Origin of the sequence: Nannocystis sp. RBIL2 (assembly GCF_026626745.1) — a bacterium.
Classification (GTDB): Bacteria; Myxococcota_A; Polyangia; order Nannocystales; family Nannocystaceae; genus Nannocystis.
The window spans coordinates 484,213-508,240 of sequence record NZ_JAPNJW010000002.1; the positions used below are offsets into that span (position 1 = coordinate 484,213).

Annotated in this window: 16 protein-coding genes and 1 tRNA gene; 6 read left to right on the forward strand and 11 right to left on the reverse strand. The window is 73.1% G+C overall.

Annotated features, from left to right (window positions below; genetic code table 11):
- Nucleotides 1-143: 143 nt before the first annotated feature.
- Both der and era read right to left on the reverse strand, forming a co-directional pair.
- Nucleotides 144-1,616, reverse strand: a complete 1,473-nt coding sequence (gene der / locus OV090_RS27200; RefSeq protein ID WP_267707537.1) for a ribosome biogenesis GTPase Der — start codon at nucleotides 1,614-1,616, stop codon at nucleotides 144-146.
- Complete coding sequence (gene era / locus OV090_RS27205) at nucleotides 1,613-2,554, reverse strand: GTPase Era (protein WP_267707538.1); 942 nt, start codon at nucleotides 2,552-2,554, stop codon at nucleotides 1,613-1,615. The genes der and era overlap by 4 nt, the downstream gene beginning before the upstream one ends.
- Nucleotides 2,555-2,768: 214 nt before the next feature.
- Between era and OV090_RS27210 the strand changes: the two genes are divergently transcribed.
- Together OV090_RS27210 and OV090_RS27215 are read left to right on the forward strand one after the other, a co-directional pair.
- Complete coding sequence (locus OV090_RS27210; RefSeq protein ID WP_267707539.1) at nucleotides 2,769-3,116, forward strand: PilZ domain-containing protein; 348 nt, start codon at nucleotides 2,769-2,771, stop codon at nucleotides 3,114-3,116.
- Nucleotides 3,117-3,176: 60 nt separating this feature from the next.
- The gene (locus OV090_RS27215; protein ID WP_267707540.1) at nucleotides 3,177-5,081 is read left to right on the forward strand and encodes a hypothetical protein; all 1,905 of its coding nucleotides are present in this window, start codon (nucleotides 3,177-3,179) and stop codon (nucleotides 5,079-5,081) included.
- Nucleotides 5,082-5,195: 114 nt separating this feature from the next.
- Here OV090_RS27215 and OV090_RS27220 read toward each other — a convergent pair whose 3' ends face one another.
- The 4 genes from OV090_RS27220 to OV090_RS27235 all read right to left on the reverse strand — a co-directional run bounded on the left by OV090_RS27220 (nucleotide 5,196) and on the right by OV090_RS27235 (nucleotide 14,200).
- Complete coding sequence (locus OV090_RS27220; RefSeq protein WP_267707542.1) at nucleotides 5,196-6,053, reverse strand: PAS domain-containing protein; 858 nt, start codon at nucleotides 6,051-6,053, stop codon at nucleotides 5,196-5,198.
- Between the two features lie 98 nt (nucleotides 6,054-6,151).
- A complete protein-coding gene (locus tag OV090_RS27225; protein ID WP_267707543.1) occupies nucleotides 6,152-9,616 on the reverse strand; it encodes an efflux RND transporter permease subunit in 3,465 nt (1,154 codons plus the stop codon).
- Between the two features lie 34 nt (nucleotides 9,617-9,650).
- On the reverse strand, nucleotides 9,651-12,833 hold the full coding sequence (locus OV090_RS27230) for an efflux RND transporter permease subunit (RefSeq protein ID WP_267707544.1): 3,183 nt from the start codon (nucleotides 12,831-12,833) through the stop codon (nucleotides 9,651-9,653).
- Nucleotides 12,834-12,856: 23 nt separating this feature from the next.
- Nucleotides 12,857-14,200: an efflux RND transporter periplasmic adaptor subunit gene (locus tag OV090_RS27235; protein ID WP_267707545.1), complete on the reverse strand. Its 1,344-nt coding sequence runs from the start codon at nucleotides 14,198-14,200 to the stop codon at nucleotides 12,857-12,859.
- 298 nt (nucleotides 14,201-14,498) lie between these two features.
- Between OV090_RS27235 and OV090_RS27240 the strand changes: the two genes are divergently transcribed.
- Nucleotides 14,499-15,077 carry a DUF4203 domain-containing protein gene (locus OV090_RS27240; RefSeq protein WP_267707546.1) on the forward strand — a complete coding sequence of 193 codons (579 nt, stop codon included), beginning with the start codon at nucleotides 14,499-14,501 and terminating at the stop codon, nucleotides 15,075-15,077.
- Between the two features lie 62 nt (nucleotides 15,078-15,139).
- Nucleotides 15,140-15,538: a glycine cleavage system protein H gene (locus tag OV090_RS27245; RefSeq protein ID WP_267707547.1), complete on the forward strand. Its 399-nt coding sequence runs from the start codon at nucleotides 15,140-15,142 to the stop codon at nucleotides 15,536-15,538.
- Nucleotides 15,539-15,604: 66 nt separating this feature from the next.
- On the opposite strand, the gene OV090_RS27250 is transcribed toward OV090_RS27245, so the two are convergent.
- Nucleotides 15,605-17,158: a right-handed parallel beta-helix repeat-containing protein gene (locus OV090_RS27250; protein ID WP_267707548.1), complete on the reverse strand. Its 1,554-nt coding sequence runs from the start codon at nucleotides 17,156-17,158 to the stop codon at nucleotides 15,605-15,607.
- 377 nt (nucleotides 17,159-17,535) lie between these two features.
- On the opposite strand from OV090_RS27250, the gene OV090_RS27255 reads away from it, so the two are divergent.
- Complete coding sequence (locus tag OV090_RS27255; protein WP_267707549.1) at nucleotides 17,536-18,525, forward strand: DUF2157 domain-containing protein; 990 nt, start codon at nucleotides 17,536-17,538, stop codon at nucleotides 18,523-18,525.
- Nucleotides 18,522-20,147, forward strand: coding sequence for a GDYXXLXY domain-containing protein (locus OV090_RS27260; protein ID WP_267707550.1), 1,626 nt, complete (start codon nucleotides 18,522-18,524; stop codon nucleotides 20,145-20,147). Before OV090_RS27255 ends, OV090_RS27260 begins: the two co-directional genes overlap by 4 nt.
- A 456-nt stretch (nucleotides 20,148-20,603) precedes the next feature.
- On the opposite strand, the gene OV090_RS27265 is transcribed toward OV090_RS27260, so the two are convergent.
- From OV090_RS27265 to OV090_RS27280, 4 genes are all read right to left on the reverse strand, one after another.
- A complete protein-coding gene (locus OV090_RS27265) occupies nucleotides 20,604-21,176 on the reverse strand; it encodes a YqgE/AlgH family protein (RefSeq protein WP_267707551.1) in 573 nt (190 codons plus the stop codon).
- Between the two features lie 112 nt (nucleotides 21,177-21,288).
- Nucleotides 21,289-21,373: transfer RNA gene (locus OV090_RS27270), tRNA-Leu, on the reverse strand.
- 227 nt (nucleotides 21,374-21,600) lie between these two features.
- Nucleotides 21,601-22,392, reverse strand: a complete 792-nt coding sequence (locus OV090_RS27275; RefSeq protein ID WP_267707552.1) for a hypothetical protein — start codon at nucleotides 22,390-22,392, stop codon at nucleotides 21,601-21,603.
- 59 nt (nucleotides 22,393-22,451) lie between these two features.
- Nucleotides 22,452-23,849 carry a hypothetical protein gene (locus tag OV090_RS27280; RefSeq protein WP_267707553.1) on the reverse strand — a complete coding sequence of 466 codons (1,398 nt, stop codon included), beginning with the start codon at nucleotides 23,847-23,849 and terminating at the stop codon, nucleotides 22,452-22,454.
- Nucleotides 23,850-24,028: the final 179 nt, after the last annotated feature.

Here is a 24,028-nt window from a genome sequence, read left to right on the forward strand (position 1 = left end):
GGCCCCGGCTTGTAAAGTCCGCGAACACTCCAGGTGATGGGGGCGCGCAGAGCGGAGCCCCGCGCGCGAGCGCCCGGCGTAGCCTCACATGGGGTCCGGCCGTCACCCATTTGAGACATCGAGCTCGAAGCGGCTGTCGTGACTCAGTCGGCGGTCTTGTTCGCGCCCCGGCCCCGCTCGCTGTTGGTGCGCCCGCGGGCGCGAACCACGAGCCGCACGGGGATACCGCGCAGGTTCCACCGGGTCCGGAAGCGGCGCAGCAGGTAGCGCTCGTAAGAGGCCGGGAGGCAGCGCCCGTGGTTGGCCGAAATGACGATCAGCGGGGGATCGCTCTCGGCCTGGGTGGCGAACAGCAGTTTTACCGGTTTTGGCCCGAACATCGGCGGCGAGTGCTCGGCGACGGCGGCGGCCAGCTCGGCGTTGAGATCCGCGGTGGAGATGTGCTTGCCCAGCGCGCGCGCGGTGAGCAGGCAGGCCTCCATGAGCTCGCCGAGGCCGCGGGCGTGGCCCTGCCCCGCGTCGCGCCCGGCGCCGGTGATCGAGGTCTTGATGATGTAGGGCCGCTCGAGGAACTGCAGCTCCTCCTCGGCCTGGACCTGCACGGCGTGCGCGGCCTTTTTGTCGCGCGCGACGAGATCCCACTTGTTGAGGCAGACGACCACGCCCTTGCCGCGCTCGTGGGCCATGCGGGCCAGGCGCTGGTCCTGGTCGGTGACCCCCATGCTGGCGTCGACGATCAGCGCGACCACCTGGGTCCGCTCCATCGTCCGGATCGCCTTGATCGCGGCCAGCTTCTCCATGGCCCGCTCGATCTGCTTGCGCCGCCGCAGCCCGGCGGTGTCGATGAGGACGATCGGCTGCTTGTTGAACTCGAACGGCAGGTCGATCGGGTCGCGGGTGGTGCCCGCCTCGGCGTTGACGATCACTCGCGGCTCGCGGAGGAGCGCGTTGATGAGGCTCGACTTGCCGGCGTTCGGGCGGCCCATGAAGGCCACGCGCGTGCCGACCAGCGTGCTGGCGATCGCGCCCTCGAGGGCCGGCTGCTGGACCTGGGCGAGCACGCTGTCGTGCAGCTCCACGGCGTTGCGCCCGTGCGCGGCCGAGACGGCGAGGATCGGGAAGCCCAGCTCGTGCGCGGCCTGGGCCGCGATCTCGAGCGCCGGGTTGTCGCACTTGTTGACGACCACCAGCACCGGCCGGCCCGAGCGGCGCAGGATGTCGGCGATCTCGCGGTCGTCGGCGACGATACCGTCCATGGCGTCGACGACGAACAGGATGAGGTCGCTCTCCTCGATCGCGATCTCGGCCTGGACGCGGATCTGGCCGCCGAGCGACTCGTCTTCGAAGTCGAGGCCGCCGGTGTCGACGATGACGTAGCTCTTGCCGTCGTGGTTGACGACGCCGTACAGGCGATCGCGCGTGACGCCCGGGCGGTCCTCGACGATCGCCTTGCGCGCGCCCACGAGGCGGTTGAAGAGCGTCGACTTGCCGACGTTCGGCCGGCCGACGATCGCCACCACGCTGGTGCGACGACCCGCGTCTGCGCTCGGCGCCGGCTCGCCCTCGGTGAATTCTTCGCCTGGTCCTTCGACCAGCTCGTCGTCGTGCTCGCTCATGACAGGCCTCCCACGGGCGCGTGCAGGCCGAGGCGCTGCATCAGCGCCGGGTCGCGGGTCCAGTTCGGGGTCACCTTGACCTCGAGGTAGAGTTCACAGGGCCGCCCGGTCAGCTCGGCGATCGCCCGCCGGGCCGACATCGAGATGGCCTTGATGGTCTCGGCGCCGCGACCGATGACCATCGGCTTCTGGCTCTCGCGCTCGACGTGGACGCTGGCGTGGACGATGTCCCGCGGCGGCTTGCGCTGCTCCTTGAACGACTCGATGGTGACGGCGCAGCAGTACGGCAGCTCGTCGCGCAGGTGGTCGAACAGGGCCGCGCGCACGCGCTCGCCGGCGTGCCAGCGGACGGCGCGGTCGCTCAGCTGATCCTCGGGGAACAGCGGCTCGGCGACCGGCAGCGCGGCGACGACGTGCTCGCGCAGCTGCTTCAGGCCCTCGCCCGCGGTGGCGCTGATCGGGATGAGCGCGGTGAACGGGTGCAGCGTCGACCACTTGTGGAGGATCGGCAGCAGCAGCCCCTTGTCCTCGATGCGGTCGCACTTGGTCAGCACGAGGGCGATCGGGCGCCCGGCGGCGGCGATCGAGGTGAGCGCGGCGGCGGCCGCCGGACCCGGCTCCCACGCCTCGGCCGCGGCGATGTCGGCCAGCAGCGGCGCCTCGGCGAGCATGAGGACGAGGTCGACCGCCTGCGCCCCGCGCAGCGCCTCGTCGACCATGAACTTGTTGAGCGCCGATTTGGCGCGGTGAATACCGGGGGTGTCGACCAGCACGGCCTGAAAGCCCGGCTCGGACCACACGCCGAGCAGGCGCTCGCGGGTGGTCTGGGGGAAGCGGGTGGCGACAGCGAGGTCGCTGCCGACCAGGGCGTTCAAGAGCGTCGACTTGCCGACGTTCGGCCGCCCGCACAGCGCGACGGTACCTGCCCGAAAGGACATCTCTTCAGCGGACTCTGGCGTCCGATCGGTTTCCATGGCCAAAAGTCCGGGCTTTATGGGGGATGGCGGCAGCCGACGCAAGCGCGCGGCGCGGCCCGCGGGCAGACCTCGCGCACGCGCGCAGAAAACACACTACCGTCCCGTAGTTCCTGACGCACCCCGGCGCACATGTAGGATATTTGTGTTCATGCACCGACCCGGCGATTCTCCGACCATGCGTGTCGCCCAGGAACGCCGTGGCTCGTCGCGGATCGACAAGGTCTTCCCAGTGCTGGTCTTTTCGGAGGAGGTCGGGGAGCAGTGGTGCGTCGCCCGCAACATCTCCGAGACCGGCATGTTCATCGAGATGCCGGAGCCGCTGCCGCTGCGGACGAAGGTGATCATTCGCTTCCAGATGCCGGGCGACGAGGCCGCGATCTGCGCGATCGCGCGCATCCAGAACCACTATTACCTCCAATACGCCGGCACCGACGGGCTGCGCGCGCTGACCGGCGCCGGGCTGCGCTTCCTCCGCTTCGTCCCCGAGATCGGCGCGCCTGTCCCCGAGGACCGGCTGCACTGAGCCGTGGGCAGGCAGCGTGACAAATTTGGGGATCTCCCCTGCCCTTGGTACCCAGCCGGCATGCCACGGCGCGCGCTGCTCCTTTCGACCCTGGTCGCCGCCTGCGCCGGTGAGCCGCGGGTCGAGGTCCTGACCCGCTCGTCGGCCGACACGCTGCAGGCCCAGGCCTGGGCCGACCGCTACGAGCTGTGGTTCGCCCAGGCCGCGGCGCTCGCCGACGGCGAGCTCGACGCCGCGGTCGCGGAGCTGCCCATCGACGAGCCCGAGCTGGCCCGCGCGCCCAAACGCAAGGCCAAGGCCGCGCCGCCGCGCGAGTCCGAAGCGACAGTTCCCGAAGAACAGGAACTTTCCGACAGGGTCGATGCGCCAGGTGTCGAGGGCCAGCCGGTCGCGCCGCCGACCACCGCCGACGAGCTCGCGCGGGTGATCGCGGCGCTGCGCGACGGGCCGCACCGCGACCTCGGGCCGCTGGCCCGCGCCCTGGCGGCCGCGCCCGCCTCGCTGTGGCCGGCCGTGCGGACCGAGCTGCTGGCGCCGCGGACCGCCCGCAAGGCCGACTACAAGGCGATGCTCTCGGTGATCGGCGGCGACGTGCCGAACCGCTACGGGCACTTCGAACTGGCGTGGAAGAAGGCCCACGGCCACCACGGGGTCAAGCTGTCGGAGGACTGGTTCACCGACCTGCTGGCCCTGCCGTCGCGCCAGGTGTCGAAGGTGCTGCGGCCGATCTACCGCGACTGCGTGATCCAGGCGGCGCTGCTGCGCGCGGCGGCGACGATCGGCGCCGAGCCGGGGCATACCGACGAGGTCGTCGAGGTGCTGCTGGCGGCCGCGTACCTGCACGAGAGCACGTTCCGCGACGAGGTCGGGCGGGCGATCCGCCGCCTCGGCGATCCGGCCCTGCCCGGCCTGCTGCGGCGCTCGGTCCGTCCGCCCCTGCCCGCCGACGAGGGCGAGGCGCAGGTGGTCAAGGACTCGGTCGCCTACCGCACCGCGGAGTACGCCGGCTACCAGATCGATCGCATGGACCGGGCCCACCCGCGCAAGGCGCTGCAGGCCGTCAGCGACGAGCCGGCGCGGCTCGCCGAGCTGCTCGCGGCCTACGGCATGGTCCGCTCGGGCGACGCGGCCGGGCCGCTGCTCGACTTCGTCGACGCCGCGATCCCGCCGGTCCGCGAGGCCGCGCGCCAGGCCTTCCTGGCCTATGTGTCCGGACCGGCGCCGCGGGCCGAACGCAAGCTGCTGCGCTTCGTCGGCGGCGGCACCGGCGAGTCGGCGGCGCAGCTCACCTACCGCGACCTGGCCCGGATCGCGATCATGAGCCGGATCGCCTCCAATCACCCCGAGCTCGCCGAGCCCGACTGCCGCTCGGCGCCGAAGGACAGCGTGATCGCCGAGGCCTGCGAGGCCCAGCCCGAGCGGCTGGCGCAGGCCTACTTCCAGCGCCTCGACGACGGCCGACGCGAGCGCGAGCGGGCCGAGATCGCGGCGGCGCTGCGCGAGCCCGATCGCGCGGCCGCGATCGCGATCCTCGATCGCCTGCTCGCCGACGATCCCGGCCTCAGCGCGCGCGCCGAGCTGGTGCCGACCTACGAGCAGGCCGCCGCCGAGGCGACCGCCGCCGGCGATCTGGCGCTCGGGGCCCGGCTGTGGCGCAAGAGCGCCGCGCTGCTGGAAGACGTCGAGCCCGGCCGCGCCGACGCGCTGCGGGTGCGGGCGCTCCTGGCCGAGGCCGACCTCGCGGGCACCGAAGAGGGCCGGCGCATGCTGTTGGCCACCGCCGCCGAGCTCGCGCCGGAGGACCCGGAGCTGCAGACCCGCCTCACCGCCAGCGTCGAGCGGCAGGAGACCGCGGCGACGGAGATCCGCACGCGCCTGGCCTACGGGACAGGTCTCGCGGTCGGCGGCCTGTCGCTGCTGCTCGGCCTCGGCGGGCTGTTCACCCGCTCGCGCGCGCGCGCGTGAACGAGCGGGCCGGCGTCCCACTCGCTTGCCTCGAGGACATGCTCTTCAAGGCATGTTTCCGAGTACATGCCTCCGAGAGCATGGCCTCGAGCACATGCCCGCAAGGACACACGCTCAGCGGCGCCTCGCGCCGCGGCCGAGCACCTCGGTGACGGCCTCGCGCATGGTGGCGAAGATCGCCACGCCGCTCCAGTCGGCGTCGAGGCCGACCATCGCCTGCGCGACCTCCGGGCGGATGCCGGTGACGAGCACGCGGGTGCCGAGCAGGCGGGCGGCGCGGACCGACTGCAGCAGGCCGGCGGCGACCTGGGCGTCGACCGAGCGCACGCCGGTGACGTCGAGGATCGCCGCGCGTGCCCGGTACTCGGCCACGCCGTCGAGCAGCGCCTCCATGATCGCGCGGCCGCGTTCGCGGTCGATGGTGCCGATCAGCGGCAGCGCGATCACGTTGTCGGCGATCGGGACGATCGGGGTCGACAGCTCCTCTAGGACCGAGCGCTGGACCTCGATGATCTGCTGCTGCAGGGCGTTGCGCTCCTCCTCGGCCCGGCGCCGCTCGCTGATGTCGGTGGCGACGCCGCCGACGCCGTAGAGCTCGCCGCGCGCATCGAAGATCGGGAATTTGACCGACAGGTAGACGTGCATGCCGTCGGCCTGCGGGATGAGCTCCTCGACCTCCTGCGGCTCACCGCTCTCGCACACCCGCAGGTCGTTGCGACGGTTCTGCTCGCCGGCCTCGGGGCCGAAGATGTCGTGGTCGGTCTTGCCGATCAGGGCGCCGGGCTGGGCGCCGGCCAGGCGCTCGTAGGTCAGGTTGCACACGGTCAACCGACCCTCGGTGTCCTTCACGAAGATCACCGCGGGGCAGTTCCTGATGACGGCCGTGAGCAGCTCGTTGCGTTCGCGCAGCGCGGCGTTCTCGGCGAGGAGCGCAGCGAGCTCGGGCGAGGAGTCAGGGCTGGAGGCAGACATGGGCCTCGACAACTATCCCCGCGCGAACCGCCGGTCAGGTGTTCTTTCTGCGCGCCGACGGACGTTGGCGGTCACACAGGGCGCAAGTTCGAGTTCGCTCAGCGCGCGACGCGTCGCCACACCGAACGGCCCGCGCGGGCGACGTCGTCGATCAAACTGTAGGTGGCTGGCAGGAAGATCAGCGTCATCACCGTACTCGACGCCAGTCCGCCTACGAGGATCAACGCAATGGCGTGATAGTAGACGCCTGCAAGCGTGGGGTGGTGGATCATCATCGGCACCAGGCCGAGCACCGTCGTGCCTGCAGTCATCAAGATGGGGCGCAGGCGATCGGCTCCCGCCGCGGCGAGCGCCGCGTCGCGGGTCATGCCGGCGGCGCGCAGCTGGATGGCGCGGTCGATCAGCATGATGCCGTTGTTCACTGCGATGCCGATGAGGATAAAGAGGCCGATCATCGCCGTCGTGTCGACGGTCGTGCCGGTCCACCACATCAGCCACGGGGCGCCGACGCAGCCGAGCAGGCAGGTGGCGAGGATCGCGAACGGCTGCAGGAAGCTCTCGAACAGCGAGGCCATCACCGCGTAGACCAGCAGCAGGCACAGGCCGAGGTCGATCAGGACCTCCATGTTCGATCGCTGCGTGCGACCCCAGCGCGACCACTCGCCGCTGCTGTAGCCCGCAGGGAACACGAAGCTCTCCATCGCCTTCTTGACGAGCTCGCGGTTCTTCTCCGGCTCGGGGGTGAAGAAGCGGGCCTTGACCTTGACCTGGGTCTCGCGGTCGAGGCGTTGGATGAAGAACGGGCTGCGGGTCGGCTCGAGCGTGGCGATGCCGCCGACGGTGACCTCGCCGCCGTCGGCCAGCGGGATCGGCAGGTCGCGCAGCTCCTCCATCGTGGGCCCGTCCCCTGCCCCGCCCGTGCGGTTGCCGGCGGACAGGCGCAGCTCGATCTGGCCCTCGGGGCTGCGCACCTGGCCGAGCGGCGTGCCCTGAAAAGCAGTCTGGATCAGGCGGGCGACGTCGTCGGCGCGCAGGCCGTAGCGGCGCAGCAAGGCCCCGTCGAGCAGGACGTGGAGCTCGCGCGAGCCCTCGTCGTAGGGGCCGATCACGGTGTCGACGCCGCCCGACTCGGGGTTGTCGGCGCTGCCGCGCGGCAGGGTCGCGCGCAGGTGCGAGGCTGCCCTTTCGGCCAGGTCCATGAGGACACCCATGTCCTCGCCCTTGATCGCCAGCTCGATCTCGTGGCGGTCGGGGTTACCGCGCATCTGCCCGCGGTTGTTCTCGCCGACCAGGTAGCGCACGCCGGCCTGCTCGGGGAGCGCCTGCTTGACCGTCTTGGTGAACGCTTCGGCGTCGGCCTCGGAGGCGGCGCGGGCGATCGGGTGGACGTCGCAGCGGGCCCAGAAGTCGGAGTAGGCGCACGATATGTGGGTGACCGCGAGCGCGTCCTTCTTGGCCAGGATCGCCTCCTCGACCACCCGCACGCGCTCGCCGATCTCCTTGTAGCCGGGGCTGCCGACGAACTGCATGCTGACCTCGACCCAGTCGGGCTTCGGGTCCATGTCGGACAGGTTGTAGGTCAGCAGCCGCGACGGGACCACTGCACTCGCGGCGAGGCCCAGGCCGAGCACCAGCGCGGTCCGGCGGAACCGCAGGGTGAGCGCGATCAGGCGCCCGTAGGCGGCGGTCAGCGGGCCGAGGATGCGGCCGCTGCGACCTGTCCCTTCGGCCACCCCGCCGCGCTTGAGGATCGTCGGCATCACCAGCGGCACCAGCGTCTGGCTGACGAACAGGCTGCACAGCAGCACGATGGCGAAGGTGAGGCCGAGCGGGGCCAGCAGCGCGCTCATCGGGTTGGCCGGGTCGCCGAACACCAGCGGCAGGAACACGATCACGCTCGACAGCGTCGACGCCACCGTGGCCAGGCCGACCTCGCGCCCGCCGGCGCGCACGGCCGCCTTCGCCGGCAGCCCGCGCTGGGCCTGCAGCTCGATCGCCTCGGTGATCACGACCGCGTTGTCGACCAGCATGCCGACGCCGAGCACGAGGCCGAGCAGGACGATGCAGTTGAGCTCCTCGCCGCGGATGAGGAGCACCCCGCAGGTGGCCAGGATCGTCAGCGGGATGCACAGCGCCGCCACCATCGTGACGCCCCAGCGGCGCAGGAACAGCCACAGCATGGCCACGCCGAGCACGCCGCCGTAGATGCCGGTGTCGCGCAGGTCGGCCAGGGTCTTGAGGATGATCTTGCCCTGATCGTGGTAGACGACCGCCGAGATGCCGCCGAGCCGCGGGCTGGCCTGCAGCTCCTCGACCACGCCGCCCACCGCGTGGGCGACGTCGACCGGGCTGGCCCCGGCGTCGGCGTAGACCGAGAGGTCGACGCCCAGGCGGCCGTCGAGGCTGCGGAAGTTGCGGTTCTCTCGCGGGTGGACCTCGACCCGCGCGACCTCGCCGACGCGCGCCGGCGGGGTCGCGCCGGTCTGCCCGACCGTGGCCGGGGCGACGCCTGCCCCCACTGGCGTGCTGGTGTAGACGCCCGGGCCGACGCTGGCGGTGTTGCTGCGCGCGCCGACGCCCTGCGGGCCCTGAGCCGTCAGCGAGGCGGTGGCCGAGACCGCCGGCGCGGCCGCGGCGGCAGCTGTCCCGGAGGACATGCTCGAAGAGGCAGCCGTGCTCGTGGACGAAGCGGTGGTGCGCGGCGCCGTGGTCGCCGCGCTGGCGGCGGTTGTCCCTGCACCGCGGCTGCGGGCCACGGGCAGGGCCGCGAACGCCTGCGGGTCGGCGTCGACCGGCGGGGCGCGCACGCCGGGCTGGGTCGCGTCCTCGCGCAGGACGCCGAGGCTGCGGCCTTGTCGGGCCTCGCGTACGGCGGTGCTGACCGCCTGGGCCGACACGCCGGCGCGGCGCAGGGCCTCGAGGTCGAGGGCGACCTCGAGCTCGCGCGGCTCGACGCCCTCGAGCTCGACGCGCGAGACGCCGGGGATCCGCTCGATCGGCCGCACGACGTGGCGCTCGATCAGGTCGTAGGAGCGCGTCAGGTCGCTGTCGCTGGCGAGGCGCAGCTTGACCACCGCGTCGTCGGAGCGGCCCCACGAGTCGAGGGTGACGCGCGTGATCGCGTCCGGCAGGGTGCCGCGGATGCGATCGAAGCGCTCGCGGATCTCGGCCTTGCGGGCGGCGATGTCGGTGCCGGCGACAAACTCGAGGTTGACGCGCACGCCCCAGCCGCCGCTGCCGACCTGGATCCGCTGCAGCCCGCGCAGGCCGGCCATCGCCTCCTCGACCGGCCGGATGATCTCGCGCTCGACCAGCTCGGGGCTGGTGCGCTGGAGGTTGATGCGCAGCGACACGCGCGCGGTGCCGCCGGCCGGCAGGAAGGCCAGCGGCAGGCGGGCGGTGGCGATCGCGCCGAGGACCAGGATCGCCAGCAGCAGCATCCCGATCATCACCGGGCGGTCGAGCGCGAGGTCGCTGAGGCTGGCGCGGCCGGCGATCTGCGGGCCTGCCTTGGCGGACATGTCCTCCGCGCCAGGGCCGATCGGACCTGCGTTCGGGGACATGTCCTCGGTGCCAGGCCGCCGGTCCGCGCTCACGTCAGTCCTCCCCCGCCATGTCGGCCCAGGCGTCCTGGCGCTTGCCGGGCAGCAGGCTGTACAGGCACGGGATCACGACCAGGGTCAGCAGGGTCGCCGCGGTCAGGCCGCCGATGACGGTGACCGCGAGCGGCTGGCGCAGGGCCGCGCCGTCGCCGACGCCGGCCGCCATCGGCAACAGGCCGAGCACGGTCGTCGCGGTGGTCATGACGATCGGCCGCAGCCGCAGTCGGCCGGCCTCGAGCAGCGCCGGGCCGACCTCCATGCCCTGGCCGCGGCGGTAGTTGACGGTGTTGACGAGGACGATCGCGTTGTTCACGACGATGCCGCCGAGGATGATCGCCCCCATCCCGACCATCGCCGAGATCGGGGTGCCGGTCAGGACGCAGGCCCAGGCGACCCCGACCACCGCCAGCGGGACGGTGCCCATGATCAGCAGCGGGTGGTGCAGGCTCTCGAAGCTCGACGCCATCACCACGTAGATGAGGAACACGGCGATAAGTGCCGCAAACATCATGCTTTTCATCGACCCGCCGAGCGACTCGGCCTGACCGCCGAGCTCGGCCTGGACGCGGCCGTCGTTGGGGTCGTGCTGGGCGAGGACGTCCTCGACGCGGGCCGCCACCGTGCCCAGGTCCTCGCCGGTGAGGCGGGCGCGGATCCGCAGACCGCGGCGCCCGTCGAGGTGCCGGATCTCGGCGGGGCCTGTCCCTTCGATCAGGTCGGCGACCGCGGCCACAGTGACCGGGACGTCGCCGATCACGGCCACCGCGATCTTGCCGACATCGGCGGCGCGGGTGCGGTCGACTTGCGGCAGCTGCACGCGGACGTCGAGCTGGCGGTCGGCCGCGTGCATCTTGGTCGCGATCTCGCCCTGGACCGCGCGCTGGACGGCGAGCGCGGCCGCGTCGACGCCGAGGCCGAGGCGGCTGAGGCGCTCGCGGTCGAAGTCGACGCGGACCTCGGGGCGGCCGGCGAGGTCGTCGGGGGCGACGTCCGCCAGGCCCTCGATGGCCCGCAGATCGGGCAGCAGCGCCAGCGCGTGGGCGATCGCGCGCTCGGGCTCCTCGCTGAAGATCCGGACCTCGATCGGGGCATCGAACGAGAACAGCGCCGGCCGGCCGAGCCGCAGCGTGGCCTCCGGGTCGGCGGAGGCGCTGGCCATCGCCAGCATCAGCGACTCCTCGAGCGCGGCCTCCTCCGGCGCCGGCAGGCCCGGGTGCAGGCGCACGTTGACCTGGGCCAGGTGGGTGCCTGCGACCGTGCCGGTGGCGCTGTCGCCAGCGGTCATGCTGCCGACGCGGGCGAACACCTGCGCGACCGCCTCGTCGTGCTCGACCGCGGCCGCGACCCGGCGGGCGACGTCGGCGGTGCGCTCGAGCGAGCTGCCCTGCGGCAGCGAGATCTGGACGAAGAACTCGCCCTGCTGGATCTCCGGCAGCAGCGTGCTGCCGAGGCTCTGCAGCTGCTGGAACGCCATCACGCACAGCGCCATCGCCAGCGCCACCACGGTGAAGCGCCAGCGCAGCGCCGCCTTCAGCGCCACCGGGTAGGCGCGCTCGATCGCGGCGTAGGCGGCGGTCAGCGGCGCCGTCAAGATTCCGAGGACATGTCCGATCGCCCATGTCGCAAGGCGCAGGCCGCGGAACACCAGCGCGAACGGGGCCAGCAGCCAGGCCACCAGCGAGCGCGGGGCCGGCTCGCCGGCGTCGTCCCCTGCCCCGCCGCCGCCCAGGCTCTGCAGCACCGGCACCAGGGTCAGGCTGACGAACATCGACGAGACGATGCTGAGCGACACGGTGTAGGCGAGGTCGCGGATCAGGCGGCCGGCCACGCCCTCGACGAAGGCCATCGGCAGGAACACGGCCACGGTCGTCAGCGTGGACGCGATCACCGACGCCGCGACCTCGGTGGCGCCGCGGATCGCCGTGCTCCCGGCGGCGCCGTGCGGGTCGCGCTCGCGCACGCGGGCGATCGACTCGAGCACGACGATGCTGTTGTCGACCAGCATGCCGACGCCGAGCGCCAGGCCGCCGAGGCTCATCAGGTTGAGGCTGACGCCCAGCATCTGCAGCGGCACGAAGGTGACCAGCAGCGAGATCGGGATGGCGGCGGCGATGACCAGGGTGGCCCGCAGGTCGCGGAGGAAGAACAGCAGGACCAGCACCGCCAGGGCCCCGCCGAGCAGGGTGTTGCTCTGGACCTCGGCGATCGCCGACTCGATGAAGGCGGCCTGGTCGCTGAGCACCAGCACCTTTTGACCTGACCCGAGGTACAGCTCGGGCAGCGAGCCCTGGACCGCCTGCGACACCGCCACGGTGTTGGCGTCGCCCTCGCGGTAGACGGCCAGCTCGACCGCCTCGCGGCCGGCCACCAGCGCCAGCTCCTCGCGCTCGACCGGCACGCGGGCGATGTCGGCGACGTCGCGCAGGCGCAGCTCGGCGCCGTCGCGGCTGCGGACCACGACCTCCTCGAGCTCGGCCGGCGCGCGCGCCTCGTGGACGGTGCGCAGCAGGTAGCGGCTCTTCTGCTCCGACAGCGCGCCGCCCGGGCGGTTGACGTTGTCGCGGCGGATCGCCTGGGCCACGTCGTCGGCGGTCACGCGCAGGGCCGCCAGCCGCTGCGGGTCCATCTCGACGCGGATCTCCTCCTTGTCGCCGCCGTGGATCTGCACCGCCGCGACCCCAGGGATCTTCTCGAGCGCGCGCTTGACCCGGCGGTCGGCCAGCTCCCACAGCTCGGCCGGGCGCATGTTGTCGCTCGAGACCAGCGCCAGGCGCAGGATCGGCTCCTGCGCCGGGTCGTAGCGCAGCACCACCGGCCGCTGCACCCCGGTCGGCAGGACCACGCGGTCGAGCTTCTCGCGCACGTCGTCGAGGCCGCGGTCCATGTCGGTGCCCCAGCCGAAGTCGAGCACGACCTCGCTGATGCCCTCGCGCGAGACCGACTCGACCTGCACCACCCCGGGCACCGCGCTGACCAGCTCCTCGACCGGCCGCGTCAGCAGCTCCTCGACCTCCTGCGGGGCCGCGTCCGGCATCTCGGTGCGGACCGTGACGCTCGGGTAGCTGAGGTCGGGCAGCAGCGCCAGCGGCAGCCGCGTCAGCGCCACCAGGCCGAACACGACCAGCGCGACCAGCACCATCGTGGTCGTGACCGGCCGCCCGACCGCGCCTGCCACCATGCCGCGCGGCCGCGCCTCGCCCGTCACCGGACCCCTGGCGTCGCTGCGGCCGCCTGCCCCTTCGGACCTGTCTCTTGCGCCCTGGCCTCGGGGACCTGGCCCTTGGCACCTGCCCCTTCGGACCTGGCCTCGGGGACCTGGCCCGAAGGACCTGCCCCCGCGGACACACCGATAGCCGCGGCCTGGCCCGCCTCGGCCTGCGCCGCCTGGCCGGCGGAGCCCTGCGCGGCCTGGCCCGCAGAGCCGGCCGGCGAGGCAGCGGCGCCCTCGGCCTTGGCCGCGCCGCTCTCGGCCTTGCTTTCACCCTTGCCCGCGCCCTCGGCGACGGCGCGCACGGGCATGCCCTCGGCGATGCCGGTGCCGGCGTCGACGACGATCTGGGCGCCCTCGGCCACGCCGCCGCGGATCTCCGCCCGCTCCTCGCCGACCAGCCCGAGCTCGACCGGACGCCGGCGGGCTCGTCCGTCCTCGACCACGTACACGTGCGGCTTGCCCTCGACCTCGACGATCGCGCCGCGCGGCACGCTGGGGGCCGACTCGCGGATGGCCACGCGCAGGGTCGCGCGCGCGAACGCCCCGGGCACCGCGCCCGCGGGGAAGTTGCGGGCGCGGACGACGAACTTCACCGTGCCGGTCAGTGGGTCGACGACCGGCGCGCGCCGCTCGACGCGGGCCTCGAAGCGGGTGCCGTCCTGCAGCTCGACGACCGCCGGGGCCCCCGCCTGGACCGCGCTCGCCTCGCGCTCGGGCACGTGCAGCTCGAGGTCGAGGGCGCTGAGATCGGCGATCGTGTAGAGCGACTTGGAGGTGGTGGCGAGGTTGCCGACGTCGATGTGGCGGCGGGTGATGGTGCCGGCGAACGGGGCCGAGACGGTCGTCTGCGAGGCCTGGTGGCGCGACACCTGGGAGCTGGCGAGCGCCGACTCGGCGGCGTAGCGCTGCTTGTCGAGCTCCTCGCGCGACAGCAGGCCGCTCAGCTGCTCGAGCCGCTGCAGCTCCTTGGCCGCGTTCTGGGCGCTGAGCTTGTCGCGCGCGGCCTGGAGCTGGTAAGCGCGGCCGTCGAGGCGAGCCAGCAGCTGACCCTCGGCGACGCTGTCGCCCTCTTCGGCCCGCAGGTCGAGCACCACACCGGGCTGCAGCGCGACCAGGTCGGCCGCTCGCAGGGCCCGCAAGGTGCCGGCGCCGCGGTAGTGGCGCTCGATGGTGGCCGGCGACAGCGTGGTGACGGCCACCGCGAGGGCCTCGGCCTCGCCGCCGCGACGACCCTTGCCGGGGCCGCCCGGACCCCCGGGACCGCCGGCTCCGGCCTCGCCGCCGCAGGCGAGCGGTGTCACGGCCAGGACTGCGATCAGGAGGATGGAGCGCATGGCGCTTTCGTTCAGCCATACCACGACCGCAGGCTACGGGGATAAACCCCCGATGTGTCCGTCCTCGCAGCGAACGGTGAAACATCCTGACGGGGAGCCCGGTGCGCACCGACGTGTCGGTCCGACGGGTGACGAACCGGCCACGACCATGCAGCCCGCCCTTCATCCTCTGGAAGCAGCGCTCGCCGCCTGCGGGACGGCCTCCGGGAGGACCGCAGGCGAGGATCGCAAGCCTCGAACACCGGCCGCGGCCGGCCGTTATTTTGCCCTGTGCGGCTGCGGTCGCTAGGGTCCGCGCGTGCCGCTCGGTCTGCCCCCCGTCGTCGCGCTCCTGGTGGGGCTCGTGCACTGCATCGCCGGTTACAGGTTGTTCCCGCTGGTGCTCGGCATCTACGGCCTGGTGTTCGGCGTCGGCGCCGGGTCCGCGCTGGCCGAGATCTGGTTTCCGGGACAGGTCCTCACGGCCAGCCTGATGCAGGTCGGCGCCGGCCTGCTCGGCCTCGGGGCGGTGCTGGCGTACTTCCGGGTCGGCGTGTTCGTGATCGGCGCGGTCGCGGCGTTGCTGCTGACCTGGGCCGTCGCGCCGGTGGTCGGCGGGGTCTCGTGGCAGGTCCAGCTGCTGCTGGCCTGCGTGGCCGGCAGCGCCAGCGTGGTGGTGACGCGGGTGGTGCTGATCGTCGCCACCGCGATCACCGGAGCGGCCCTGGTGGTGCGCAGCGCCGAGGTGATGGCCGAGAGCCCCGTCCGCTGGCTCACCGACCTCACCACCCTGCCCTGGACCGGCGCCCTGCCCGATGCCATCCCCGAGGTCGTCGCGTGGGCCGCGCTGGCCCTGCTCGGGATCGCGGTGCAGCTCGCCACGACCGCGCGCCGCTAGACGACCACCAGGCTCGTCCGGACGTTGCTGGCGCAACGCTCGCGTGGGATAACGCGGTCCCGATGCCCCCCGTCCACCCCCGTCGATACGCGCGCAACCACGTCTGGGCCGAACTCGACGGCGACAGCGTGCTCGTCGGGCTCAGCGCTCGCGCGCTCGACCAGCTCGGCGAGATCACCGACTTCGCCCTCCGCGTCCAGCCCGGTGACGAGCTCGCGCCCGGCCAGTGCTTCGCGGTGCTCGAGAGCGCCAAGGCGGAGATCGAGCTGTTCACGCCGCTGTCGGGCGCGGTGGTCCGCGTCCACGAGGGCCTCGACCTCGCGCCCGCGACCATCAGCGACGACTGCTACGGCGAGGGCTGGATGATCGCGGTGCGCCCGCCCGACCTCAGCGAGTTCACCACCCTGCTCGACGCCGAGGCCTACAGCGAGCTCCTGAAGACCGCGGCGGCCTGCGTGTGAAGCTGTCCCGCGGGACAGCTCGTCGATAGCTGGCCTTAGGGACAGGTCGCGGCTCGCACCGCGCGGTCACCGGAGCAGTTCGAAGGCGCCGCGGCTCGGGGGGTCGTTCCAGCAGCCGAGGTTGTGGTCGGCCACGACTTCGGGCAGCGGCGTGCCCGAGCCGACCGCCGGGCTGGCGGGCGTGGGATAGAAGTTGCTGGCGAGGTCGACCAGCAGCGGGTCCTCGCCCGCGATCGCCCCGGTCTCGGGGACCGGAAGGTCGCCCGCCGGGCTCGACTGATCGGGCGCATCGGCGGCGTACCAGAGGTTGGTCGTGAAGGTGAAGGTCTCGGGCGCAGTGTCGCCGCCGATGTTGACGTACGTCGAGATGTCGGCGCGGTCGAACACGACCAGGTTGTTGATGAACCGCCCGTTGCTCGCTGGCGCGAACGTGAACTGCGGGTCGGACACCGTCTCTTGCAGGATCCGCAGCAGCCAGTGGTGCGGGCGGATGATCGTGTTGTGGGCCGCCAGGCAGTCGACGCAGCCGACGAACGCCAGCGGCGTCTCCCCGCCCTGGATCAGATTGGAGACCACACGGATGTCACGGGCCTCGGCATTGTCGCCGTCCTGCGTCAGCGGTGGGCGGAAGAACTCGAAGCCGGTCGAGCCGCCCATGTTCACCGCCCGCTGGCCGCAGTCGAGCATTCTGTTGCCGCGGATCTCGATGTCCTCGCTGCCGCCCTTGGTCTGCACCGCGTTGCCGTCGTTGTTGGCGAACAGGTTGCCGAGGATGAGCCCGCGGTGACAGCCGACGTGATCGATGGCGCTGCCGCCGGCGCCGCAGCGCTCGAACTGACCGTTCAGGACCCAGAAGTCGTTGACGCCCGACAGCTTGAGGCAGTCCTGGTTGCCGCCCTCGCCGATGTCGTGGATGAAGAGGCGCTCGAACGCGACGAAGCGGGTCGCCTCCGGATCGTCGACTGCGCCGCCGTCGTCGACGTTGATGCCGTTGCCGGTCGCGCCCATGATCTCGAGGTCGTGGATGACCAGGTGGCGGACGCGCGACAAATGCAGGGCCTCGCCGCCGCCGGCGATCAGCGGGGGCAGGCCGAACTCGCCGCCGAGCCAGATCGGGGCGTCGGCGGTGCCCGCGAGGTCGCTGAGGAAGATGTCGGGGCCGAAGGTCTCGCCGAGCAGGCGGATGCCGGTGCCCGGGGTGGCCTTCGCCGCGGCGGCCTCGACGGTCTGGCACGGGCTGTCCTGGGCGCCGCAGTCGGGCCCGTCGACGCCGCGGGTCGACACGTAGATCAGGGTGGTCGGCTGCTTGAAGGTGGCGAAGTGCAGCGGGTCGCCGCAGAGCGGGTGGACCGGGCCGTCGGTGTCGGGGGCGTCCGTGGACGCTCCTTCGGTCGTGCCGGGGTCGGTGCTCGTCGCGGTCGCGCTGGTCGAGGTCGTCGAAGTCGTCGGGGCCTCGGTCGGATCGGCCGACGAGGGGCTCGTCTCGCTCGCGCCGGAGGACGCGGTGGTCGAGGACGTCTCGCTCGTCGCGGTGTCGGTGTCGAGGGTCTCGCCCTTCTCGCCGCCGCAACCGGCGAGCGCCAGCGCGGTGCACAAGGTCGCGGTCTTCGCGGGTCGCATGCAGCGAACATAGCCGAGCCCGGCGTCCGTGACATGGACGGCCGGCGCGGCCCCTCTTGCGGCCGCGCGTCCGCGCTCGTGATCGGATGTCTCGAAGGACAGATCATTCGCAGACCTCTGCGCAGCGGCCTGCACGTCGCTCTGCCGCCTCGGTGCGCATCGTCAGCGCGACGGCCCGCCTGCGCGACCGCAGTGGCATGTCTCTTGCGCCCGATGCCGTGACCAAGATGCGCGCGACTCCGCGGCCGCGGATGTATTCCCCGGATCGCGAGGCCGTCCCCGCCCTGTGTGACGTCGTCCTCGGATCGCGGCCCGCGAGCCCGAGCCGGGCGCGACGGCCGTCGCGGCCCGCGGATCGCCGTGCTAGTGTCGCCGGCGTGACCGACCCACTCGCCGGCCCGCCGCTCGCAGTTCGCCTGCACGCGCTCGCGGCGGCAGGCGTGCTCGATCCGGCGGCCCTCGAGCGCTCGCTCGAGCTGATCGTCCGCAAGCCCACCGCCGACGCGTGGTACCGGTTCGCGCGCTTCCACCTGATCATCCTCGGCACGGTGCTGGCGGTCGCCGGCGCGCTCTTCTTCGTCGCCGCCAACTGGGACGTATTCACCCCGCACGCGCGGATCGGCCTGGCCGCCGCGGCGATGGCCGCCGCCACCCTCGCGGGCGGCTGGATCGGCCTCGACAAGCTCAGCGGGCGGGCCCCGGCGCTGGCCGGCGGGCTGCTGTTCGGGCCGCTCCTGGCCCTGGTCGGTCAGGTCTACCAGACCGGCGCCGATGCGTTCGAGCTGTTCCTCGCGTGGTCGGCGGTGCTGGCCGGCTACGCGCTGGCGACCCGCTTCGTCGGCGCGTGGATCACCGCGCTGCTGCTGGCGGCGGTGACGAACTACCTGTGGATCGATCAGGCGCTCGGCAGCCACCCGTTCGAGTCACCGGGTCTTTGGGCCAGCATCGTCGGCGCCGCCGCCCTGTCCGCGCTGGCGCTGGACCGCCGGGTGCGCCGGGGCCCCGGGGACGCGATCGGCATGGTCGCGCTGACGATCGGCTGGAGCATCACCTTCGCCCACGGAGCGGTAGCGATCGTGGCGGACGGCTGGCCCTTCGGACAGGTCGTGGCCCTGATCCTGGCGCTGGGGCTCCCGCTGGTGATGATGCGGCTGGGCAGTCAGCAGGGTGACTTCGGCCTCGAGCGCCTGGCGGTGGCGCTGCTGTTCGGCCTGCTCACGGTCGCCGAGGGCAAAGTGGTGTTCGACGTGCTCGACGCCGAGATCGGCGGGCTCCTCATCATGGGCCTGCTGCTCAGCGCGCAGGGCTACGCGGGCGGCGAGTGGCTCCGCGCCCGCCAGGCGCGCGAGGAGGAGGACGTTTCGTGAGCACGCGAAGGCTGCTCGAGCAGCTCGCCGACGAGGGCCTGGTCGACCGCGCCGCGCTCGACGAGGCCACCCCGCTGGGGCAGCGGACCCGCGACGCGCTCGCCGGGCTCACGGGCGAGGGCCTGCGACTGCAGCAGGCCGGCGCCTCGGTGTCGGTGTGGCTCGGGGCGCTGCTGCTGGCGACCTTCCTCGTGCAGATGGATATCACGGAGGTCGTGCCGCTCGGCCTCGCGCTCGGCGCGGCCGGCCTCGGCCTGGCGGCCGTGCTCGCGCGCGGCTCGGCCACCTTGCTCGAGCTGCAGCTGCGCTGGATCGCCACCATCGGCGGGCAGGTGCTGATCCTCGCCAGCCTGGGCGAGGTCGTCGGCGACGACGAGAGCCTGTGCGTGGCGACGATCCTGCTGCAGGCGCTCACGGTGTGGCTGATCCACGACCTCGCCATCGGCGTCGCCTCGATCCTGGTCGGAGCCGGGGCGCTGCTGGTGCTGGCGGCCGAGCTGCGCGTCGGCGCGTTCGGACATGGTCTTTTGGCCCTGTTCCTCGGGACATGTATCTGCGGCCTGTGGGTGCTGCAGGCGCCGCTGGCGGCCCGGCTCGGGCGGCTGTGGCAGCCGCTGGCCTACGCGCTGCCGCTGGCGGTGTGGGCGCCGATCACGATCGGGGCCGGCAGCCGCTACGATCACGGCGACGCGGACGCGCTGCCGATGTTCCTCGGGGGGTGGGCGGTCGACGCGATGCTGCTGTCGGCCGGCTGGGCGGCGCTGTCGACCTGGCTGATCGTACAGGCGGGGCGCGAGCGGCCGGAGCTGCGCGGCGGGGCCCAGAGAGCGGCCTACGCCGGGATCTGGCTGACCGCCCTGCTCGGCCTCGACACCCCGGGTCTCAGCGCCGGCCTGACGCTGCTGCTGCTCGGGCAGCTGCGCGCCAGCATGAACCTGCGCCTGCTCGGCCTGACCGCGATCGGCAGCTTCCTGTTCTTCTGGTACTACGAGCACGGCTCGACGCTGCTGAGCAAGTCGATCGTGGCGGTCAGCCACGGCGCGCTGTTCCTGCTGCTGGCGGGGCTGCTGCGCCGCACCGCCGACCGCCCGCGCGAGGGCCGGGCGCGCCCGCTGGCGGCGCGGATCGGCGACCTGCGCTGGCTGTCGCTGGCGCTCGGGCTGGGCCTGGCGATCCCCGGCTACGTGGTGGTGCAGAAGGAGCAGGTGCTGGCGTCCGGCGAGACGGTGCTGCTGCGGCTCGCGCCGGTCGACCCGCGCTCGCTGATGCAGGGCGACTACATGGAGCTGCGCTACGCGCTGATCAACGAGCTGCCCGACGTCGACGCCATGGCGCCGCGCGGGGCGCTGCTCGTCACCCGCGACCTCGACCACGTGGCGCAGTTCGTCCGCGTCGACGACGGCCGCCCGCTCGCCCCCGGCGAGCTACGCCTGCGCTACCACAAGCGCGGCAGCGAGGTGAGCCTCGGCGCCGAGACGTTCCTGTTCCCCGAAGGCGAGGGCCGCACGCTCGAGGCGGCCCGCTACGGCGAGCTCGCCCTGGCCGAGGCCGGCGACAGCGTGCTCGTCGGCCTGCGCGACGAGGCCCGCCGCCCGCTCGGCACGCGCCTGCACGACCGCTGAGCGCGTGGAGCTGTACAGCCTCGGGCGCGCAGCCGCCGAGCCACGACATCGCGACGCGAGCGGCTCGCCGGTCACGCCCCGCGCACGCGGCCTCGCTAGCGCGGCCACGCGCGATACCAAAGGGCTCGATCGCTGCACTCGAGCGTGAGCCGCTTCGCTGATGCGCGCCGGGGCGCGCGAGTCGCTCCTGCTCCCGCGGACGACATGTCTCCAAGAGCATGCTCATTGCGGCATGAGCGATCCGCCATGCACAGAAGGTCATGTCTTGAAAGACATGCAAACGCGGGACCCGAGCTCGCCGCGCACGCTGCCCCGCGCGAGGCTCTGCGCCCGCCCCAGTCACGCCGCTCACGCCCGCGACGCGCCGCTCAAGCCCACGACGCGCGTCTCGAGACACGCCGCTCACGTCTGCGCCGCCCGCCGCTCACCCCTGCGGGGCGCGGCCCGAGCCGCCGCTCACGCCTGCGGCGCGCGGCCCGAGCCGACGCTCGCGCCGATCAGCCGCGCCGGGTCGATGCCCATCGTCGTGAGCGCGTCATGCCACATGACCTCGGGCGCCGTGTCGAACAGCCACGGCACCGGGACCCCGGGGGCGTCGCTGGCGGGCTCGCGCAGGGGCACCGCCAGCCAGCTGCCCTGGGCCATCTCCGACTCGAGCTGGCCCGGGCCCCAGCCGGCGTAGCCGAGGAACACCAGGTAGTTGCGGCCGGCCCCGCCGAAGCGGTTGTCGCTGACGCGGCGCACGCCCTCGAGCGAAGCGGTGAGGAACGCTCCGGGCGCGACGTCCTCGGCGAGCGGGTCCCACTGCGACTGGTCGTGAAGGAGGAACGCGCGCACCGGCTCGACCGGACCGCCGAGGCGCAGCCCCTGATCCGCCGGCCCTTCCCAGTGCAGGGTCACCGCGTCGGCGAACTCGGCGATCGTGGTCGGCAGCCGGTGATTGATGACCAGGCCGAACGCGCCCTTCTCCGAGTGGTCGATGATGAGGACCACCGAGCGCACGAAGTTGGGATCGACGAGCTGCGGCACCGCGCACAGCAGATGGCGCGAGAGACCGGCCCCCCCGGCAGGGGACCGTTCAGCCGGCGATCGCACGACATCGATGGGCACGGGCATCGTTTTGGCACGAAGCCCGCGAGAGTGCCAGAGGTCGGACTCGAACCGACACGAGGGGCTACCTCAACGGATTTTGAGTCCGCCGCGTCTACCGATTTCGCCACTCTGGCGCGAGGAGCGGCGAAGCGTTTAGCACGGGCGCCGGCCTGCTCGCAAGCCTGGGGCGCACCGACCCGGCGACGCGTCACGCTGCGCCGCCGTCGCCTCCGGCCGGCGGCCGCCCAGGCGGGTTTTGGACCGGTTCACGCAGCCTCGCCGCCGGGACGTGCTCGCCGCCCCTGCCCGTCCGTGCGAGCGCCTGCGGAATCACCGCGTCGAGGCTCGCCCTCGCGGCGCCTCACGGCATCTCGGGCTCGCCGAGGCGGACCTCGACGTGGCCCGGTCCGGCGTCGAGCCAGATCTTCACGTGCCCGCCGCCGACCGCGCGGCGGAACGAGCCGCTGGTGATCGTCGACACGGTGCCGGTCTGGACGCGGATCTGTTCGCCCTCGAGGACGAGGTCGAGGTCGGCGTCGGAGCGCAGCCACACGCGCACGTCGCCGCGGGCGCGGACCACCACGTCGTTGCCGCCCGCGCCCGCCTGCCACACCTCGACGGTGCCGTGGCGGGTGCGGAGGTCCATGTTGCCGGCCGACTCGACGCGCACGCGGCCGTCGCCGGTGCGCACCGCGACCCCGCCGTCCCCGCCGTCGATGTCGACGTCGCCGATGTCGACGTCGACGCCGATGTTGCCGACCACGCCGACGACGTCGACGTCGCCGAGCCCCGTCTGCAGCTCGAGGTCGAGCGTGGGCGGCAACCGGATCTCCTCGACCTCGAGGTCGACCTGGTCGTCGACCGCCAGCGGCACCAACGCGCCGAGCCGGGCGAACCCGCCGGTCACTTCGAACAAGAGCCGCGGCGTGCGCGCGTTGGCCTTCGCCACCTTCTCGCTACCGCCGGCGGCCCGCCACTCGCCGCGCAGCTCGAGGCCGGTGGCCATCGGGTCGCCGACCACCGTCAGCGGCGTGTCCGGCAGGCCGACCCGCACCGCCTGCACCTCGATGAGCGGCCAGGTCGCCTCGACCTCGGCCTCGCTGCGGTAGCCGAACACGCAGCCGACCAGGCTGGCCGCGAGCGCGGCCGACATGGCCGTGCGGACATGTCCCGAAAGCCACTGTCCCAAGAGCCAGGTCCGGAAGGCCAGCATCAGAAGTACACCCCCATCCCGGTGCCGAGCTCGAGCGTGATCGCGTGCTTGGGGATCGCGCCGTCTCCGCGGTAGTAGCGGGCCGCGCCGAGCGGAGCGCTGATCCGCGGGACGATGTCGATCGACCAGCGGTCGAGGATGAACAAGCGAAGGTCGAGCTGACCGTACGGGATGGCCGCGACCGCAGCGGTGCGCGGCGGCTTCTCGCCCTCGGGCACGGCCGGTGGCGCACCGCCGGCGAACACGCCCTGGACGATCGCGCCGGCCGCCAGCGACAGCCACACGCGCCCGCGCTCGAGCACGCGGTACTGCAGCCGCGGCCCGCCCTGCAGCGCCGCCCGGCCTGGGCCGAACTTGAGGCCGAGGTCGGTCAGACCGACGCTGAAGCGCGGCGCGACCTGGCCGAGCACGCCGACGTTCCAGTCGGCGTACAGCTGAGCCGCCGGATCGCCGGCGCGCATGCCCACGGTCGCCATCCGCCGCAGCTCGAGCGACACCTTGTGGCGGGTGTGCGGCCTCGGCGTGCGCTTGCCGATCGCGCCGGCGTAGGCGTCCATCACCTGCGCCATGTAGAGGAGGTGCAGGCCGCCGGTCAAAAGCCCGAGGCCGGCCGCGCCGACGACGTCTGTGGCGAAGGTGCGGCCGTGGGCGCCCGGCGTGGCGGCGTCGGACGGATCGCGGGTGAGCGCGAGGCCGAGGGCACCTGCCCCGAGAGACAGGGTCCCGAGCAAGAAGCCGGCCCCGCGCGCGTACTCGCGGTTGACCATCTGGCCGAGGCCGGGCACCAGCGCCGACAGGATCGGCGCGACCGGGCGGCGCCAGTTGCGGTCGCGCGCGGCGGTGGATCGACCGACGCGCACCACCGGACCCGGCGAGGGCCCCTCGTCGCGCACCATCGCCAGGCCGGTCGGCCCGACCTGCACGTGCGTGCGATCGACCACCGGCACCACCAGGCCGTGCGGCGCGGTCGGGCTGCGGACCACGTACTCGCCCGGCGCCCCGCGCAGCAGGATCGTCTGGCCCGGCCCGACGGCGTACGACCCGAGCAGCTTGCCGCGCGGCGACGTGACGACGACCTGCCCGCCCTGCCCCGCGCCCGACAGCTCCAGCGTCGCCTCGCCCGGCTCGGGCGGCGGCACCGTCACCGGCGCCGGCCCGCTCGGGCCCATCGGCGCGACGGTCGGCGCGGGCGCCTCGCTGGCCAGCGGAGTGGAGCTGTCCGTCGGGACCTGCTCCGAAGCACCTGTCCCCGGCGACATGTCCTCGGAGACCTGTCCCTTGGCCTCACCGGCCGGCGGCGCCGGCTGCCCCGGCAGCGGGCCCCAGGGGACCCCGGACGCGCTCGAACCGGCGGCCGGCGGTGCGGCCAGGGCGACGATCAGCGCGCAGCGGAGCACCCGCCGGTTATAGGCGCCCCTCTGCCCCGGCGTCCAGTGCCCAGATCGGCGCCCGCCGGCTGCAGGCCGCCCTCCGCGGCACACCAGCCGGTGCCTGTCCACGAGTTCAGCCGCGACACCCGACCTGCGCAGCGGCCGACCTCCGGTCAACCCGCCGACGCAGGACACTTCAGCCGCTC